Source organism: Shouchella rhizosphaerae (assembly GCF_036700015.1).
In the GTDB taxonomy this organism is placed as follows: Bacteria; Bacillota; Bacilli; order Bacillales; family Bacillaceae_D; genus Shouchella; species Shouchella rhizosphaerae.
Map to the genome: position 1 here is coordinate 2165208 of NZ_CP144921.1, position 15850 is coordinate 2181057.

The 15850-nt window shown below is 44.6% G+C and carries 17 protein-coding genes; 14 read left to right on the forward strand and 3 right to left on the reverse strand.

Features of this window, described 5'->3' with window-relative positions:
- Positions 1-124: 124 nt before the first annotated feature.
- Positions 125-1720: a sigma-54-dependent Fis family transcriptional regulator gene (locus V5G21_RS10870; protein WP_095327233.1), complete on the reverse strand. Its 1596-nt coding sequence runs from the start codon at positions 1718-1720 to the stop codon at positions 125-127.
- Positions 1721-1921: 201 nt separating this feature from the next.
- Between V5G21_RS10870 and murQ the strand changes: the two genes are divergently transcribed.
- The 13 genes from murQ to V5G21_RS10935 all read left to right on the forward strand — a co-directional run bounded on the left by murQ (position 1922) and on the right by V5G21_RS10935 (position 14620).
- Positions 1922-2812, forward strand: a complete 891-nt coding sequence (gene murQ, locus V5G21_RS10875; RefSeq protein WP_063609442.1) for an N-acetylmuramic acid 6-phosphate etherase — start codon at positions 1922-1924, stop codon at positions 2810-2812.
- Between the two features lie 22 nt (positions 2813-2834).
- On the forward strand, positions 2835-4187 hold the full coding sequence (locus V5G21_RS10880) for a PTS transporter subunit EIIC (protein WP_011245173.1): 1353 nt from the start codon (positions 2835-2837) through the stop codon (positions 4185-4187).
- 18 nt (positions 4188-4205) lie between these two features.
- Positions 4206-5264, forward strand: a complete 1059-nt coding sequence (locus V5G21_RS10885; protein ID WP_035202289.1) for a DUF871 domain-containing protein — start codon at positions 4206-4208, stop codon at positions 5262-5264.
- Between the two features lie 151 nt (positions 5265-5415).
- Entirely contained in the window at positions 5416-6420 is a 1005-nt protein-coding gene (locus V5G21_RS10890) for a LacI family DNA-binding transcriptional regulator (RefSeq protein ID WP_035202290.1), read from the forward strand.
- A 183-nt stretch (positions 6421-6603) separates the two neighbouring features.
- Positions 6604-7992 (forward strand): glycoside hydrolase family 1 protein, encoded by a 1389-nt coding sequence (locus tag V5G21_RS10895; protein WP_035202292.1) that lies wholly within the window; start codon positions 6604-6606, stop codon positions 7990-7992.
- Complete coding sequence (locus V5G21_RS10900) at positions 7982-8914, forward strand: ROK family protein (protein ID WP_050748925.1); 933 nt, start codon at positions 7982-7984, stop codon at positions 8912-8914. Before V5G21_RS10895 ends, V5G21_RS10900 begins: the two co-directional genes overlap by 11 nt.
- Positions 8915-8938: 24 nt before the next feature.
- Positions 8939-9841, forward strand: a complete 903-nt coding sequence (locus tag V5G21_RS10905; protein WP_338464669.1) for a sugar ABC transporter permease — start codon at positions 8939-8941, stop codon at positions 9839-9841.
- A gap of 12 nt (positions 9842-9853) precedes the next feature.
- Complete coding sequence (locus V5G21_RS10910) at positions 9854-10786, forward strand: carbohydrate ABC transporter permease (RefSeq protein WP_035202293.1); 933 nt, start codon at positions 9854-9856, stop codon at positions 10784-10786.
- Positions 10787-10940: 154 nt separating this feature from the next.
- Entirely contained in the window at positions 10941-12206 is a 1266-nt protein-coding gene (locus V5G21_RS10915) for an ABC transporter substrate-binding protein (protein ID WP_011245180.1), read from the forward strand.
- Between the two features lie 19 nt (positions 12207-12225).
- Positions 12226-13185: a glycoside hydrolase family 5 protein gene (locus V5G21_RS10920; RefSeq protein ID WP_035202294.1), complete on the forward strand. Its 960-nt coding sequence runs from the start codon at positions 12226-12228 to the stop codon at positions 13183-13185.
- Positions 13186-13365: 180 nt separating this feature from the next.
- Positions 13366-13620, forward strand: coding sequence for a hypothetical protein (locus V5G21_RS10925; RefSeq protein ID WP_035202295.1), 255 nt, complete (start codon positions 13366-13368; stop codon positions 13618-13620).
- Between the two features lie 21 nt (positions 13621-13641).
- Positions 13642-13866 carry a hypothetical protein gene (locus tag V5G21_RS10930; RefSeq protein ID WP_011245183.1) on the forward strand — a complete coding sequence of 75 codons (225 nt, stop codon included), beginning with the start codon at positions 13642-13644 and terminating at the stop codon, positions 13864-13866.
- A 232-nt stretch (positions 13867-14098) separates the two neighbouring features.
- Positions 14099-14620, forward strand: a complete 522-nt coding sequence (locus tag V5G21_RS10935; RefSeq protein ID WP_011245184.1) for a 5' nucleotidase, NT5C type — start codon at positions 14099-14101, stop codon at positions 14618-14620.
- A gap of 128 nt (positions 14621-14748) precedes the next feature.
- Here the strand turns inward: V5G21_RS10935 and V5G21_RS10940 are convergent, their stop codons facing one another.
- Positions 14749-15072 (reverse strand): 2Fe-2S iron-sulfur cluster-binding protein, encoded by a 324-nt coding sequence (locus tag V5G21_RS10940; RefSeq protein WP_035202297.1) that lies wholly within the window; start codon positions 15070-15072, stop codon positions 14749-14751.
- A 271-nt stretch (positions 15073-15343) separates the two neighbouring features.
- Positions 15344-15532: a hypothetical protein gene (locus tag V5G21_RS10945; RefSeq protein WP_035202298.1), complete on the reverse strand. Its 189-nt coding sequence runs from the start codon at positions 15530-15532 to the stop codon at positions 15344-15346.
- A gap of 109 nt (positions 15533-15641) precedes the next feature.
- Here V5G21_RS10945 and V5G21_RS10950 point away from each other — a divergent pair, with 109 nt between their 5' ends.
- Positions 15642-15830, forward strand: a complete 189-nt coding sequence (locus V5G21_RS10950) for a hypothetical protein (protein WP_338464674.1) — start codon at positions 15642-15644, stop codon at positions 15828-15830.
- Positions 15831-15850: the final 20 nt, after the last annotated feature.

Consider the following 15850-nt stretch of genomic DNA (forward strand, 5'->3'; position numbering starts at 1 on the left):
TTCTGTTTCATTTTGAAACGAAATTCAAGCTGGAAACGCTTAAAAGAAATGATTACAGCAAAAATGATACGCTTTCTTTTGGAAATTGCAATACAAAACTCAAATAATGTTGCAAACAGCAACATTATTTGAGTTTCCTCCACAACGTTGTTCGATTAATTTGTAAACGTTCAGCTGTTTTTGATTGGTTATAGCCTTCCTCTTCAAGCACATGTTTAATCAACGTTTTTTCCATTTCCTCCAGCGTCTGTTCTAAATCAATTCGAGCGAAGCCTTTTTCTGACCAACTGTCGCTAAAGTCAATATACGGTTGGCTTGTTGCTACGACTTTTGCAAAGATGAACTCCTTTAGCCAATTTAAATTTCCCATAATCGCTGGGTGAATGCTGCCCCGGTAGCCAATAATTTGCTTGCCGTATAGCTGGTTCGCTTCTGCAATTAAGCGTCTTATAAAGCCTGGCCATTCGGATTTGCGTTCACATAACGGCGGTATCCAAACAGTTGGCATATCGTTTAGAAAAGACAACGGCTTTTCGCTGTGGACAACATAAGGCGCTGTTTTAAGCACTGTGCCCTCTAGTTGTCTCCATTGTGTAGTAGAAAGTTCTTCTGCATGGGTAATAAACAAGGAAAGCCCGTTTGCTTCAAAATCAGGCACATTCAATAAATCTTTTGCCCGGCATGTAATGGCCAATTTTGGCAAAAGTCCTTTTGCGAGCGCCTGTTCTCCAGACCCGTTTTTGCCAATAAGCACTACAGAATGTTTGCCAGTAGCGGCTTCATAGTCACGAGATAGCGAATCGTTTGCCCCGAGGACGAGCGGTACGGATAAATGAGGTACTTCAAACACGGTAGCTCCTTTTGGCAGCGATTGGTGGAGAGCTGTCGCCGTTAATAGCCAGGTCGGTGCCTTTTCAGTGCCGATGTTTTTTACAGCGAAGCAAACGTTGTTTCCGCCTGCTTCTGTAAAGAAAGCGTGTGTTTTGTTTTGAATAAGTGAATGTAATTGGCTGGTCGCTGCTTTCAGCAACGTCTCGTTCTCTTGGAGCTTGTCGCTTATAGCAAACACATGCCCCGTTCCATCAGCTAAAAGCTGGAACTGGTCAGACTGAAAAAAGGCAGAACGAAAATATTGATGCTGTTGCTTGCTGTCATTCATTTTTCTGCCTAAAAGGTCCGCTTGCTCAAGTGCAGTTCTGACAGATTCTTCTCCAGATGTAATTAAAATTCCTTCCAACCCATGTTTGTTCGCCAAGCTCGTCGTAATGGCGTCACCGACTATCATCTTCCGCCCGGCTGCCTTGGCGGCGATAATGGCTGGTTCCACTTCTTCTTCTTTCATGACTGCTGTGATTGGAATGTCGGTTTCGATTAACTCTGTTACTTTCGTAAAGCTTAGGGAAATGTTTTCAAAGGCAATAATTTCTGTTTGTTCCCGCTCGGCTTGGATGAGCAAAATCATTCGTAAAATATCAAAGCCAGATATAGGAACTTCAACAACAGGTTTTTCTGTCCGAGTGCGAATCACTTTAGCCGTTCCACCACGGCTAATAAATATATCGGTCTGCGCTTGTACTTCTGTTGTCAATAGAGGCAAAGATTGCTGAAGGTCCGCTATATGGATCGTCATATCGAGATGTTCGAATTCATTTTGTATTCGTTTAAATGTTTCTGCTAAGCCCTCATAAGGGGCGATGATCGTAACGTGTATTTTGCGCATCGTTTTCCCTCCATCATGCAACTGCCCTGCAAAGCCGTTATCTTTTAGAAAGTACCACGATCAATTAAGGAAAACAATAATAGCTACAAGGATAGCTTGTATGAAATTTTATTTCGTAATAAATTAAAATTATATTGACGTTTTATTTCTATAGAGCGATAATAAATATATAAATATGCAATTGATTAAGAGGTGAATGGTTTGATTGATAAGTTAAAAACAGAAACGCGCAACCAAGCGACAATGGCGCTTGACAGTATGCCGATTCACGATATTTTAAAAGCAATGAATAGAGAAGATGGAAAGGTGCCAACAGCCATTGCAACACAACTACCGCAAATTGAAAAGGCGGTCAAATTAGTGATTGCTTCTTTCCAACAGGGCGGAAGGCTCATTTATGCGGGCGCTGGTACTTCAGGACGATTAGGTGTTTTAGATGCTGTTGAATGCAAACCTACTTTTGGTGTTTCACCGGAAATGGTTCGTGGTGTAATTGCCGGCGGCGAGCAAGCATTTACAGAAGCAGTCGAAGGGGCAGAAGACGACGAGCGTGCAGGTGCAAATGATTGTAACCGCTTAAATATAGGCGAAAAGGACACGGTTATTGCTCTTGCAGCTAGCGGGCGCACGCCGTATGCGATTGGCGTGTTGAAAGAGGCAGAGGCTCGTGGGGCTAACACGGTATCCATTGCTTGCAACAAGGAGGCGAAAATGAGCCAATACGCTGCCGTTGCGATTGAAGTAGAAACGGGGCCGGAAGTGTTGACTGGATCAACTCGCTTAAAAGCAGGAACAGCCCAAAAGCTCATTTTAAATATGATTTCAACAACAGCAATGGTTGGGATTGGCAAGGTCTATCAAAATTTAATGGTCGACGTACAACCGACAAACCAAAAACTAGTTGAGCGCGCCAAACGGATTATTATGGAAGCAACCGATTCAACCTATGAGACAGCAGCCGACTATTACCAAAAAGCAAATGGGCATGTAAAGGCGGCAATTGTGATGATTTTGCTTGATTGCTCTTATGATGAAGCGCTTACAAAGTTGCAAAACGCCAAAGGGTTTATTCGCAAAACGGTAGAAAAATAATTTGTGAAAGAAGGGGAAACGTGTGAACAAAGAACAACGCATGGCCTCAGAAATTCTTGAACATATTGGCGGGAAAGGAAATGTCGAGTCCCTTACCCATTGTATGACGCGTGTCCGTGTTGCTGTAAAAGACGATGCCCTAGTCAATCAAGATGCTTTAAAGAAAATGGAAGGAGTTATGGGAGTCGTTGAAGACGATACATGGCAAATTGTCGTTGGTCCAGGTACTGTCAATGTCGTTACGGAAGAAATGAAAAAGCTCGCTCGTACAGGGCAAACGTCTTTTGAAGAACAGGCTGCCAACGCCCAGCAAGAACGGAAAAAGAAAAACAAAACACCATTTAAGCAATTTTTGCGAAGCTTAGGGAATATTTTTATCCCGTTGATTCCAGGCCTTGTTGCCTCAGGTATCATTAATGGCGTGGCCAACTTCTTAATTAACTCAGGCATGCAAAAAGAAGAACATACGTGGCTTTTGTTAATGACCATTTTAGGAGGCGGCCTATTTACGTATTTGGCGATTGTTGTTGGATGGAATACCGCTAAAGAATTTGGCGGCACGCCGGTTCTAGGAGCGATCGCGGGGATGTTCATTTTCAACCCGGCCCTTGCCGAGGTGACCGTATTTGGCGAAGCCCTTGTGCCAGGGCGTGGCGGATTGTTCGGCGTCATTTTTGCGGCATGGTTAATGACGTTCTTTGAACGCCACATCCGTAAAGTTATACCGAAATCGGTCGATATCATTTTCACATCACTGTTTACTGTCGTCATTGTGGGCTTCTTATCGATTTATGCGATTATGCCCGTTGCTGGCATTGTATCGGATGGGATCACATCCGGCATCCACTCGATTTTAAACATGGGTGGGCCGATTGCTGGGGCGCTCATGGCAGGCTTTTTCCTTCCGCTTGTCATGGTTGGATTGCACCATGGCTTAACGCCAATTCATGCGGAGCTTATCAATGTATTCGGTTTTACAACGCTGTTGCCAATTTTAGCAATGGCAGGAGCAGGCCAGGTTGGCGCAGCAATCGCTATTTTTGTTAAAACGCGGAATCCTCGTCTACGTAATATTATTAAAGGCGGCTTGCCTGTTGGCTTCCTTGGCATCGGGGAACCGTTGCTTTACGGGGTAACGCTCCCGCTTGGGCGCCCGTTTGTGACAGCCAGTTTAGGTGCGGCTGTTGGTGGGGCCATGCAAGCAATATTTGCCACAGGCTCTACAGGAATCGGCGTTTCCGGCTTGTCCCTAACACCGTTAATTGCGGAAGGCAAATACCTCTACTATTTAGGTGGTATTGCGCTCGCCTATTTGTTCGGTTTTCTGTTCACCTACATGTTCGGTTTTAAAGAAGAAATGGCAAAAGACATTTAAGTTGGAGGTGAGGAAAGAGTGGAGCTTGGTGTATCTGCTTATCTCAGCCAGCCATTTATAGAGCAAGAAGCTTATATAAAAAAAGCCGCTGCCGCTGGATTTAATGTACTGTTTACTTCATTGCACATCCCTGAAGACGATGCTTCTTTATATGCAGAACGGCTCAAGCAAGTTGGAATGTTTGCCAAAGCAAATCATATGCGGCTTATATGCGATGTGTCGCCTGACTCAATGAACCATTTAAACTTGTCATGGGAACAAGCGAGCAATTTAAAAGAGTGGGGCGTGACAGGATTGCGTATCGATTATGGTGTGGCGACTGAGACGGTCGTGCGCCTATCACAAGAGATGCAAGTTGTCTTAAATGCAAGCACTGTCGATAAAAGGGAAGCAATCGCCTTGCGCCAAGCCGGCCTCGATCCAAACAAAGTTGAAGTATGGCATAATTTTTACCCTCGCCCTGAGACGGGGTTAAGCCGAGAAGACTTTCGTCAAACAAACACCTTTCTGTCTGAAATGGGCTTTTCGGTAATGGCGTTTATTCCTGGCGACGTGCCTAGGGCTCCGTTGTTCAAGGGTTTGCCGACACTTGAAGACCATCGGGACATGTCGCCGTTTGCCTCGTTTCTAGATCTATATGAAGGCGAAGGCATTGAAACGATTTTAGTCGGCGACAAGGGCTTGTCTGATAGCAGCTTTGAACAATTTCACGTCTATCATAATGAAAAAGCAGTGCTGTTGCGGGTGCAGCCAGCGGTGGAGAATGTCGTTGATGTAGAGGAAAAACACCGCAACCGCAAAGATGCAGCCCGTGATGTCCTTCGGTCAGAGTCATCTCGTTCCTTCGCATCTATTGGGAAGCGAGACGTAACGCCGGCAAACACTGGGGAGCGGCCTATTGGCACAGTGACAATTGACAATAACCGTTACGGCCGTTACCAAGGCGAAATACAAATTACCAAAACAGACTTGCCTGCTGATGAGAAAGTAAATGTGCTAGGCCGGGTGATTGACACCGATGTACCGTTAATTCAGCACATAAAAGGCGGGCAAAATTGGAAGTTTAAATGGATGTAACAGGAGCAGGCACAACCTGCTCCTTTTTGTTTTGTGTATAGCTGCTGTTTGTGTTTTACTTTATCGTTAAACTTTTGCTTTTCCATCCTATGCTTAACAGAATCGTTCTGAAAAGGTAAACTATAGTTGGAACGTGAGAAGGAGTGGTGAAATGGTCACAATGGGTGATATCGCGAAAAAAGCGGGTGTAAGCACGGTAACAGTTTCGAAAGCGCTGAATGATAAAGAGGGCGTTAGCGATGAGATGAAACGAAAAATCAAGCAGATGGCAGCTGATATGGGCTATCGCTTTCATGCGGCCGCTAAGTCAATGAGAAGCGGGCGCACCAATAATATCGTCATCTTGATCCCGGAACGATTTGCCGGTGATGAGCAAGCATTTTATTTAAAGTTTTACAGGCAAATTATATCGGTACTTGAATCCTATGACTACTACGGCATCTTACAAATATTGAGCTCCGATGATGAAGAGCGGCTCATGCTGCCGAAAGCATTTTTAGAAAACAGGGCGGACGGCGTTATTGTGCTTGGCCAGCCAAAAAAGGAATACATTGAACATGTAACAAAAGAAAACGTGCCTCTCGTATTCCTTGATTTTTATACGGACCAATTGAATGCGGATGTGGTCGTCACTGATAATTTTTATGCCGTTTATGAGTTGACGAACTATTTAATTAGCCAAGGCCACCGTGAAATCGGGTTTGTTGGCAATGTCCACACAACAAGTAGCATCCAAGACCGCTTTTTAGGAATGTATAAATCGTTGCTAGAACACCGGCTCCCTTTTAATGAGCGGTACTTGGTCAGTGATCGCGATGATGCGGGCCGTTTTATTGACTTAGTATTGCCGGAAAAGCTGCCGACTGCTTTTGTGTGCAATTGCGACCATGTAGGCTATTTGCTTATCAAAAAGTTGTCGGATAGCGGAATCCGTGTCCCGGAAGACTGTTCTGTTGTCGGCTTTGATAATGATATTTACGCAACGTTGTCGACCCCGCCTTTAACAACAGTGGAAGTCGATTTAGAAGAGATGGCCAAAGTGGCCACAAAACGAATGATTGAAAAGCTCGAAGGCGATAAAGGCAGCGATGGCTATGGGAGGATATTAATCAAAGGATCGATTGTCTTTCGCGAATCGGTAAAGAATATTCAATAGGATTGAACAACTAAACGTACTTCTTTCAACAGCTTGCAAAAGCTGTTTTTTTGTTTATTTTCATTTTGGCTATTGACTAGTAATCGCTTTCATATTAAGGTTATCGTATCTTTATCTTTTACTTAAACGTTAACTTAAATAGAATAGAGACAAAATCAAACTCGTTAGAAAAGGGGAGAAACGATGACGACGTATCTGTTTCCACCTGACTTTTGGTGGGGGACGGCCGTGTCGGCTACGCAAATTGAAGGAGCGGCAGACCGTGACGGCAAAGGCAAAAACATTTGGGATCACTGGTATGAAATCGAGCCAAACCGTTTTTTTAACGAGGTAGGGCCAGCCAAAACATCGCAATTTTATGATCGCTATAAGGATGACATTGCTTTAATGAAAAAACTTGGCCATACATCATTTCGCTTCTCCATCTCTTGGTCAAGGCTTATTCCTGCAGGAAATGGCGCGGTGAACAAAAAAGCCGTTCAATTTTACGATCAAGTCATTGATGAATTGCTCGCTGCAGGGATTACGCCGTTTGTTAATTTATTTCACTTTGATATGCCAATGGCGATGCAGAAAATAGGCGGTTTTGAAAACCGTGAAGTCGCCTATGCGTTTGCCCGTTACGCGGAAATATGCTTTACGCATTTCGGGGACCGTGTGAAAACGTGGTTTACCCATAATGAACCGATTGTGCCAGTGGAAGGCGGTTATTTATACGAGTTCCATTACCCGAAAGTCGTTGATTTCAAGCGGGCAGTCCAAGTTGGCTACCATACAATGCTCTCTAGTGCTCTAGCAATTGAACGCTACCGCCGTTTAGGGCAAGGAGGCAAGATAGGCATCATTTTAAACTTAACACCATCCTACCCTCGTGCAGAGGAAAACGAACGAGATGTAGAAGCAGCTAAACTCGCTGATGCTTTTTTTAACCGTTCTTTTCTCGATCCGTCTGTGAAAGGGACTTTCCCGCAAGAACTAGTGGCAATTTTAAAACAATATGGGCTTATGCCTCATGTAGAAGAGGGCGACAAAGCAGTGATTTCTGGAAATACAGTTGATTTACTGGGGGTGAATTATTACCAACCACGTCGGGTGAAAGCGAAAGAGACGCCTATAGGAGATGGCCCGCTTATGCCAGGAACATTTTTTGATAGCTACGATATGCCTGGCAAAAAAATCAATCCCCATCGTGGCTGGGAAATTTACGAAAAAGGCATTTATGATTTATTGATGAACATAAAGGATCATTATGGAAATATCGAGTGCTTTATTTCTGAGAATGGAATGGGTGTTGAAGGGGAAGAAAAATTCCGTGATGAAGCTGGTGTTATTCAAGATGACTACCGGATTGAATTCATCTCAAACCATTTGCGCTGGCTCCATAAAGCGCTAACCGAGGGCGCTAATGTGAAAGGGTACCATTTGTGGACGTTTATGGACAATTGGTCGTGGACAAATGCTTATAAAAACCGCTATGGATTTGTGTCTGTTGATTTGGGGAAAGATGGAAATCGGACGGTTAAAAAAAGCGGCTGGTGGTTTAAAACGGTAATTGAAAACAATGGCTTCTAGCGAAGTTGTTGGAAGGGAGAGAAAGCATCTGAATTTGTTGGCATTCGACATTGGCGGGACGACGATTAAACATGGCGTGGTAACGGCTAAAGGTGACATTTTGCAAAAGGGCATCGATGTGACGCCTGCAAGTATGGCGCTTCTGTTTGAATTGTTACAGGACATAAAACATCGTTATGCCGCCAACTACACGCTTTCAGGCGCGGCATTTAGCACGCCTGGAATACCGAATCAAGCAACTGGGTTTATCGACGGCGGCAGCGCCCTCTCTTATTTGCATGAAGTGCCATTTAAGCAAAAGGCACAGGAGTGCATGCAGCTAGCAGTAAGCTTTGAAAATGACGCCAACTGCGCAGCTCTTGCGGAGATGTGGCTAGGGAGCGCGCGAAAAATGAAAGACATTGTTATGGTTGTTGCTGGATCGGGTATAGGCGGTTCGATTATTAAAGATGGCGCCATTCATCGCGGAGCAAATGGCTACGGCGGCGAATTTGGCTACATGGTTATGAATAAACACGGAGAAACGTTCAGCAGCATTACCTCCCCCGTTGAACTGGCAAAACGCGTGTCCGCTGCTAAACGTGCAAACATCGATGCCATTCGCGTATTTGAACTTGCTGAAGCTGGTGATGAGGTCGCCCGTGTGGAAGTTGATCGGCATTTTTATTATTTGGCAGTAGGCCTGTACAATCTACAATTTACCTATGATCCAGAAGCGATTTTAATCGGCGGCGCAATAAGTGAACGAAACGATTATATTCCACGTATTTACGAGAAAATCGATTTGCTTATAAAAGCCAATTCAATGGTGGATCTGCGGCCCAATTTATGGAAATGCCAATTTGGCAATGATGCCAATTTAATTGGGGCTGTCGCTTACTTTAACCAGTCCTTTTGCCCAAAACCAGAAATTGCAGGATAAGCATGCGTTGAGAGGAGGAAATGTATGAATCGGCCAGCATTGGCGAGGTTGCGTAGAAGCAAAACACTAGCCTTTTACTTGTTTATTTCCCCGTGGCTCATTGGTTTTTTAGCATTGGCTGCGGGGCCAATGATTTACTCGTTTTATATGTCGTTTACAGAGTGGCAAGTGATGGGCGGGGCTGAATGGATTGGTCTCGAAAACTATGAACGTTTGTTTTTCCATGTTCCGCTGTTTTGGAAAACGATGTGGAACACGTTTTTCTATACATTTTTAGGTGTTCCCCTTGGGCTTGCTTTCGGCTATTTGTTGGCGGTGCTTCTAAACCAAAAAGTGAAGTTTATGGGGGTTTTTAGAACGATCTTTTATTTGCCTTCCATCGTGCCTGCTGTAGCAAGCTCACTGTTGTGGGTGCTTATTTTCCAACCTGAGTTTGGTTTGGCGAATGCGCTCCTTGATTCTGTTGGTTTGCCGACTTCCCGCTGGTTATTGAGCGAGTCGATGGTTAAACCAGCATTGATTATTATGAGCCTCTGGGGTGTTGGCGGCGGCATGATCATTTATTTGGCCGGCTTGCAAGGCGTACCTCCAAGTTTGTATGAAGCTGCTGAGATTGATGGGGCTGGAAAGTGGCGCAAGTTCTGGCATATTACAATCCCGATGACTTCTCATGTTATTTTTTTCAATTTGATTATGGGTGTGATCGGTTCTTTCCAAGTTTTCACTCAAGCTTATGTGATGAGTGGCGGCGGGCCAAACTATGCGTCTTTGTTTTACGTGCTATACCTCTACCAGAATGCATTTGAATTTTTCAATATGGGCTATGCATCCGCGCTTGCTTGGGTATTGTTTGTGATTGTTTTGATCTTCACATTGCTGCAATTCAAATTTTTTGGCAAGAAAGTTTATTACGAATACGACGACTGAAGAAGGGAGGAAATGCTGTTGGAGGAACGGTACCAAGCAAATAGACAAATCGAACCGGTCCAGCCTGCAAGAATGCCAGGGCCGATTAATCAGACAAAGCCGGTTTTCAAAAATTATACGAGGCAAAAGAAATTAGACCGTTTAATGATTTACCTTATGCTTGTTGTTTTATCGATTTTGTTTATTCTTCCTTTTTTATGGATGGTTTCTACATCAATCAAAACCGAGTCGCAAGCGATCTCGTATCCGCCGACTTTATGGCCAGCACCGTTTGATTTTGCTAACTACCGCGAAGTATTTGAATTGGTTCCCTTTTTGCAGTTTTACTGGAACACAATCGTAGTGACAGGGCTGACAGTCATCGGCACAGTCGCTTCCAGTGCCGTTGTCGCTTACGCGTTTGCACGAATTAAGGGGAGGGGCAGGAGCGTCTGGTTTATTTTATTGCTTTGCACGATGATGCTGCCTCCCCAGGTGACGATGATTCCAGTGTACTTGATTTTTACAGAGCTTGGCTGGGTGAACACGTTCTTGCCGTTGGTCGTTCCCGCCTTTTTAGGAAACGCTTTCTTTATCTTTTTATTGCGCCAATTTTTTCGAGCCATTCCAAAAGAATTGGAGGAATCGGCCATTATTGATGGCTGCAGCTTGTTTGGGATCTTTTGGCGGATCGTCGTTCCCTTATCGAAACCGGCGCTGATAACGGTCGCAATTCTTTCATTCATGGGAAGCTGGAATGACTTTTTGACACCGTTGATTTACTTAAATGATATCGATAAATATACGCTAGCCCTTGGTTTGCAAATGTTTAATGGCCAACAAACGATGCAATGGGGGCCGATGATGGCTGCAAGTACAATGGTGATTTTCCCACTCGTCGTGCTGTTTTTCATTGCCCAAAAACATTTTATCCAAGGAATCGCACTGTCAGGCATCAAAGGGTAAATTCCTTATCCAAAGTTTTTTCGGCAAGCGTCAGTAAGAGCGCATTTGTTTGCTAGTCCAGGAAACGAACATGTTGCTTTTGCCTTAACGGCCAGTTTATCAAATTATACGGCCATTGAGGTGACGGAATTATACATTTAAGGAGATGAGATGGATGAAAAGATGGATGTATACACCGGTTGTGTTAGTTTCGCTATTGGCCCTTACTGCTTGTGGAGGCGAGGAAAGTGCAGGAGGCGGTAGCGGCGATGTAACGCTGCGGATGCTTGTCTGGGGAAATGGCCCGGCAGAACTGAAAGGAGAGCGTGAAATCCTTGATGTGTTTGAAGAAAAAAATCCTGGCATTAAAGTGGAGTTAAGCCATGTTCCTTGGGATAATTTTAATGAGCGGTTAACGACAATGTCGGCTGGACGGAATCAGCCAGACGTGTTTTGGATGATCGATGCAGCAGCAATGACGAGCTACGCAAGCCAAGGAATGTTAATGGAACTTGATGGATTTATAGAAGAAAGCGGCATAAAAGAAGACGAGTATTTACCTGGCGCTTGGGATATTGGCGCATGGGAAGGCGTCCAGTATGCCTTGCCAAGGGATCTGACTTCTCATCATATTGTTTTTAATAAAGATATGTTTGACGAGGCAGGGCATCCTTATCCGGAAGCTGGCTGGACGTGGGACGACTTTTTAGAAGCAGCAAAAGCGACAACGATTGAAGAAGATGGGAAGATTGTCCAGTTTGGGATTGCTGGGCTGATCTGGGAAGAAATGATTGTCCAAAATGGAGGTGCTTCGTTTAATATAGATGGATCTAAAGTCGAGATTGATTCACCGGAAACAATCGAAGCGATTGAGTTTATGCATGACTTGGTTGATGTCCACCGTGTCGCTCCATTGGCAACCGAGTCGGAAGGGCTTGGCGATTTGTTTTTGGCTAACCGGGCGGCAATGGCTTTTGCAGGGCCGTGGCACTGGCGCCAATATGAAGAAGACGGAGAGTTTGAATGGGATATTGTTGAAGTGCCGGCAGGGAAAGCTGGGAACAAATCGCAGCTGCTTGGATTGCCGATCGGCATTGGATCGCAAACAGACCATCCTGAAGAAGCGTGGAAGCTGTTAGAATTTTTAACCCATGGCGAAGGCCAGTCCATCCAGGCGAACATCGTTGGCGCCAATCCGTCAGTCACTCGTGAAACGCATACATTTGCCGAAGGCCAATGGGTGCCAGAAAATGTAGAAGCTTTCCAGACGATCATGGAAGAAAACACAGTCGTGCAAAGCATGTTTCCAGATAAGCCAGCTGCTGCCTCGAACATTCAGCCTGTAATCGACCAAATCATGGATGAAAACCGAGACGTGGATGTAGCGGATGCTTTAGGCGAATTAGCAGACAGTCTCCGTGCAGAGTTTGATATGGACTAATTTTGTGAAGAGGGAGGACATGGATCAAATGAAAAGAAAGCGGTTACAATTGTTTGGAACACTAGTGGTATTGGTTTTGTTCGTGTACGGTAGCGGTTCGGCATATGCACAAAACGGATTTCACGTATCCGGTACAGAGTTGTTGGACAAAAATGGCGATCCTTATGTTATGCGTGGCGTCAACCATGGACACTCTTGGTTTAAGCAAGATCTGGAGGAAGCAATCCCTGCCATAGCAGAAACAGGGGCGAACACGGTGAGAATGGTCTTATCCAATGGACAGCAATGGGAAAAAGATGATGCCTCTGAGCTTGCCCGTGTGCTGGCTGCCACAGAAACATATGGATTGACAACTGTGCTGGAAGTCCATGACGCTACAGGAAGTGACGATCCTGCTGATTTAGAGAAAGCAGTCGATTATTGGATCGAAATGGCTGATGTTCTCAAGGGGACAGAAGACCGAGTAATCATTAACGTTGCCAATGAATGGTATGGGTCGTGGAGGAGCGACGTTTGGGCAGAAGCATACGCACAAGCGATCCCGCGCTTGCGCAGCGCTGGCCTCTCCCATACATTAATGGTTGATGCGGCAGGTTGGGGCCAGTACCCTGCCTCAATCCACGAGCGGGGAGCCGATGTGTTTGCGTCCGATCCATTAAAAAACACGATGTTTTCGATCCATATGTACGAATATGCAGGAGCTGATAGGGCGACAATTGCCTATAACATTGATCGTGTGCTTGCTGAAAATCTTGCTGTGGTGATCGGTGAATTTGGCCATAGTCATCATGATGGCGATGTCGATGAAGATGCGATTTTGGCCTATACAGCAGAGCGGCAAGTGGGCTGGCTGGCCTGGTCATGGTATGGCAACAGCGGGGGTGTTGAATACCTGGATTTAGCTGAAGGCCCATCAGGCCCATTGACGAGTTGGGGCAAACGAATTGTTTATGGTGAAAATGGGCTTAAGAGTGATTAATCAATAGAAAGGACTGGTTGCTGCTTTTGCATCTCAGTCCTTTTTGCTGTATTCGTGTTGGTGGGCAAAAGAAAATGGGCGAATCGGTACAATTCGTGAATTTTAAACGAACATAGGCGAACCTAACAAGCAAATATACTCATTTTGCATTTACTAAAGAAGGTGCAAAGGAGGGGAAAAATGGTACGTGTTTGGTATGCACTAAAAAATCTTTTCTTGTTGTTCTGGTTCCCAAGATGCTGGAAAAAGGCGCGGGCGAAAAGAGAGCTGCTACGCGGCCTCATCGGTAAACAAATTGAACTTTCGACACCCTTCGGCTTTCTCGCTGGCGAATTAGTGGTCGTTGGGAAAGACTATATTGAATTGTTGGATGAAATGGGTGCTGACGTGTTTGTCCGCATTGCCAAAATTGAAACGATCAGGTCACTAAGCTGAATGCGGAAGGAGGCAAAGTACTTGTGCAATACTCTTTATAAGAGGCTAGTTCAACGACTCGATGCGCGGGTGGAGGTTGCCACAGATACAAATTTTATTGAAGGCATCCTCGTCTGTGTCACCCCTAGATTGTTGATTATTGATGGAACGGATGGTTATGGATACGGACCAGACACAAGCCAATATATTGACACAAAGGCTGTCAATCATGTGCGGTTTTTGCAAACAGAAAATCAATCATTATAAAGTTAAATCCTTGAAATCGAGCGGTCTTTTTTTGATTCAGTCGGAAAAAGGCCGCTTCTAATTCTCTGAGTATAGCTGCTTGTAAGGGCAAAACCAACATGTCGTCACTTACAGTGTCAAACATGACATAACCCCTCTAGAACATAGAACTTGAAACGATACATTTGTCAGGCAACCTGTTTCTAAAAACTATGGTAATCTATATGGAGAACAATCAATTAGGGGTGGAATGATGAAACGAATTGCAATTGACATGGATGAAGTGATGGCTGATTTTAACAAAAAGCATTTGGCACTGTTTAATAGGGATTTTGGCGAGCAACTAACAACCGATGATTTACACGGCAAAAAGCTAAGGGAGCTCCGCCCTGAGTTAGTGAAAGAAATTCGCAGCTATTTGCTCGACCCTACTTATTTCCGCGACCTGGAGGTGATGGAACATTGCCAAGAGGTTGTAGAGGAACTGGCCCAGTCGTACGAAATTTTTGTGGCAACGGCGGCAATGGATTTTCCAACATCCTTTAATGCAAAGTACGAATGGCTTAAAGAGCATTTCCCGTTTATTGATGACCAAAATATTGTCTTTTGCGGCAATAAAAGCATCATCCACGCCGACTATTTGATTGACGATAATGTGCGGCAATTAGAACGTTTTTCAGGCGAAGGAATTTTGTTTACATCGCCTCATAATGTGAACGTAACGGGCTATCCCCGTGTCCATAATTGGCTGGATGTCAGAGACTATTTTCTGTAAATGGCCTATATGCAAGAAAGGGAGAGCGATAAATGCCCTCCCTTTCTTGCTGAATTCATCTACTCGAGAGATAGGACCCTCGCTGTCTTCAAGCAGCCCCGTTTGGCGGCAATAGCACTGGACCGGCATTACTCCTCTGGACGTTTGCCTGGATCCATCTGCTCGCTAGTTGCGGTGCGAAGCGGCTTGACTTTCAAGTCATTTGCTACGCGAATTTGGCAGGACAACCGTAGGTTTTCAGCAGTGATGCCTTTTTTGGCACGAATCGCTGCTTCAGCCTCTCCGATTGGGCCAGCGTCGCCTTCGGTAATTTCGCACATGCACGTAGTACATCTAGCATTTCCGCCGCAGCGGTGCAAAATGTCTACTCCGTTGTCTTCCAACGCTAATACAAGTTTCTTTCCATTTTCGGCTTCAAAAGAATGATAGCCTTCAGCGTGAATCATTGGCATGGTCGATATTCGCCCCTTTTTATTAAACTTTCTGTCTCTAAAAATATTGTAGCATGAAAAAGGGAATGATCGGCAGTTAATTAAACATTTGATTAATGTGAAAAAAGATAATAAACGCAGTGGTCATGCTGACCGTTTGAAAAATAGGAAACCCCTGGTTCCAAATAGGCCAGGGGAATTTGGGTTGAACCGGATATGCACATACAATAATACAGATTTATGTAAACGAAGCCTTGACGAGGCTTCTTTCTTAGTGTTCATTAAGATGGCTTTATTCCAAGCCATAGTGGACAAGAAGCTGTGTTTCTAGATGTTCAGCTTGGTCGAAGCCGAGATCCTTGCGTTTGCTTCGCACGTATTCTTCGATGGCCCGTAAATAAGCGGAGAGTTCGCTTGTAGCTGTAGGCAAAAATGCTTTCGCCCGTTCTTCAACTGCATGCAAATCTTCGTTTGAGTACATGTGCTCACCTCTCTAGTCATATTAGAGCCTATGTTTCGTTAGCTCTCAATGTTAGTGTAAAGGAGACAGCTTTCCAAATCTATTTAAGATCTGATAAAGAATGCGTGAAATGATCTTAATAAAACGAAAAAATGCTGAAATGTTCCATAACCACGCCCACATTGTCGGGATGCCAGAGCCATTCACAGTGGCCCACCAAAAAAACTTATTCCCATTTGAATCACATGTTCCTTTGTATTTATTTGAAGGGAATCACTTGGCAGTAGTGAAACAATATGTACGTCGCTTCCTAACTTGAGGGCTCCTATACGTTAAGAA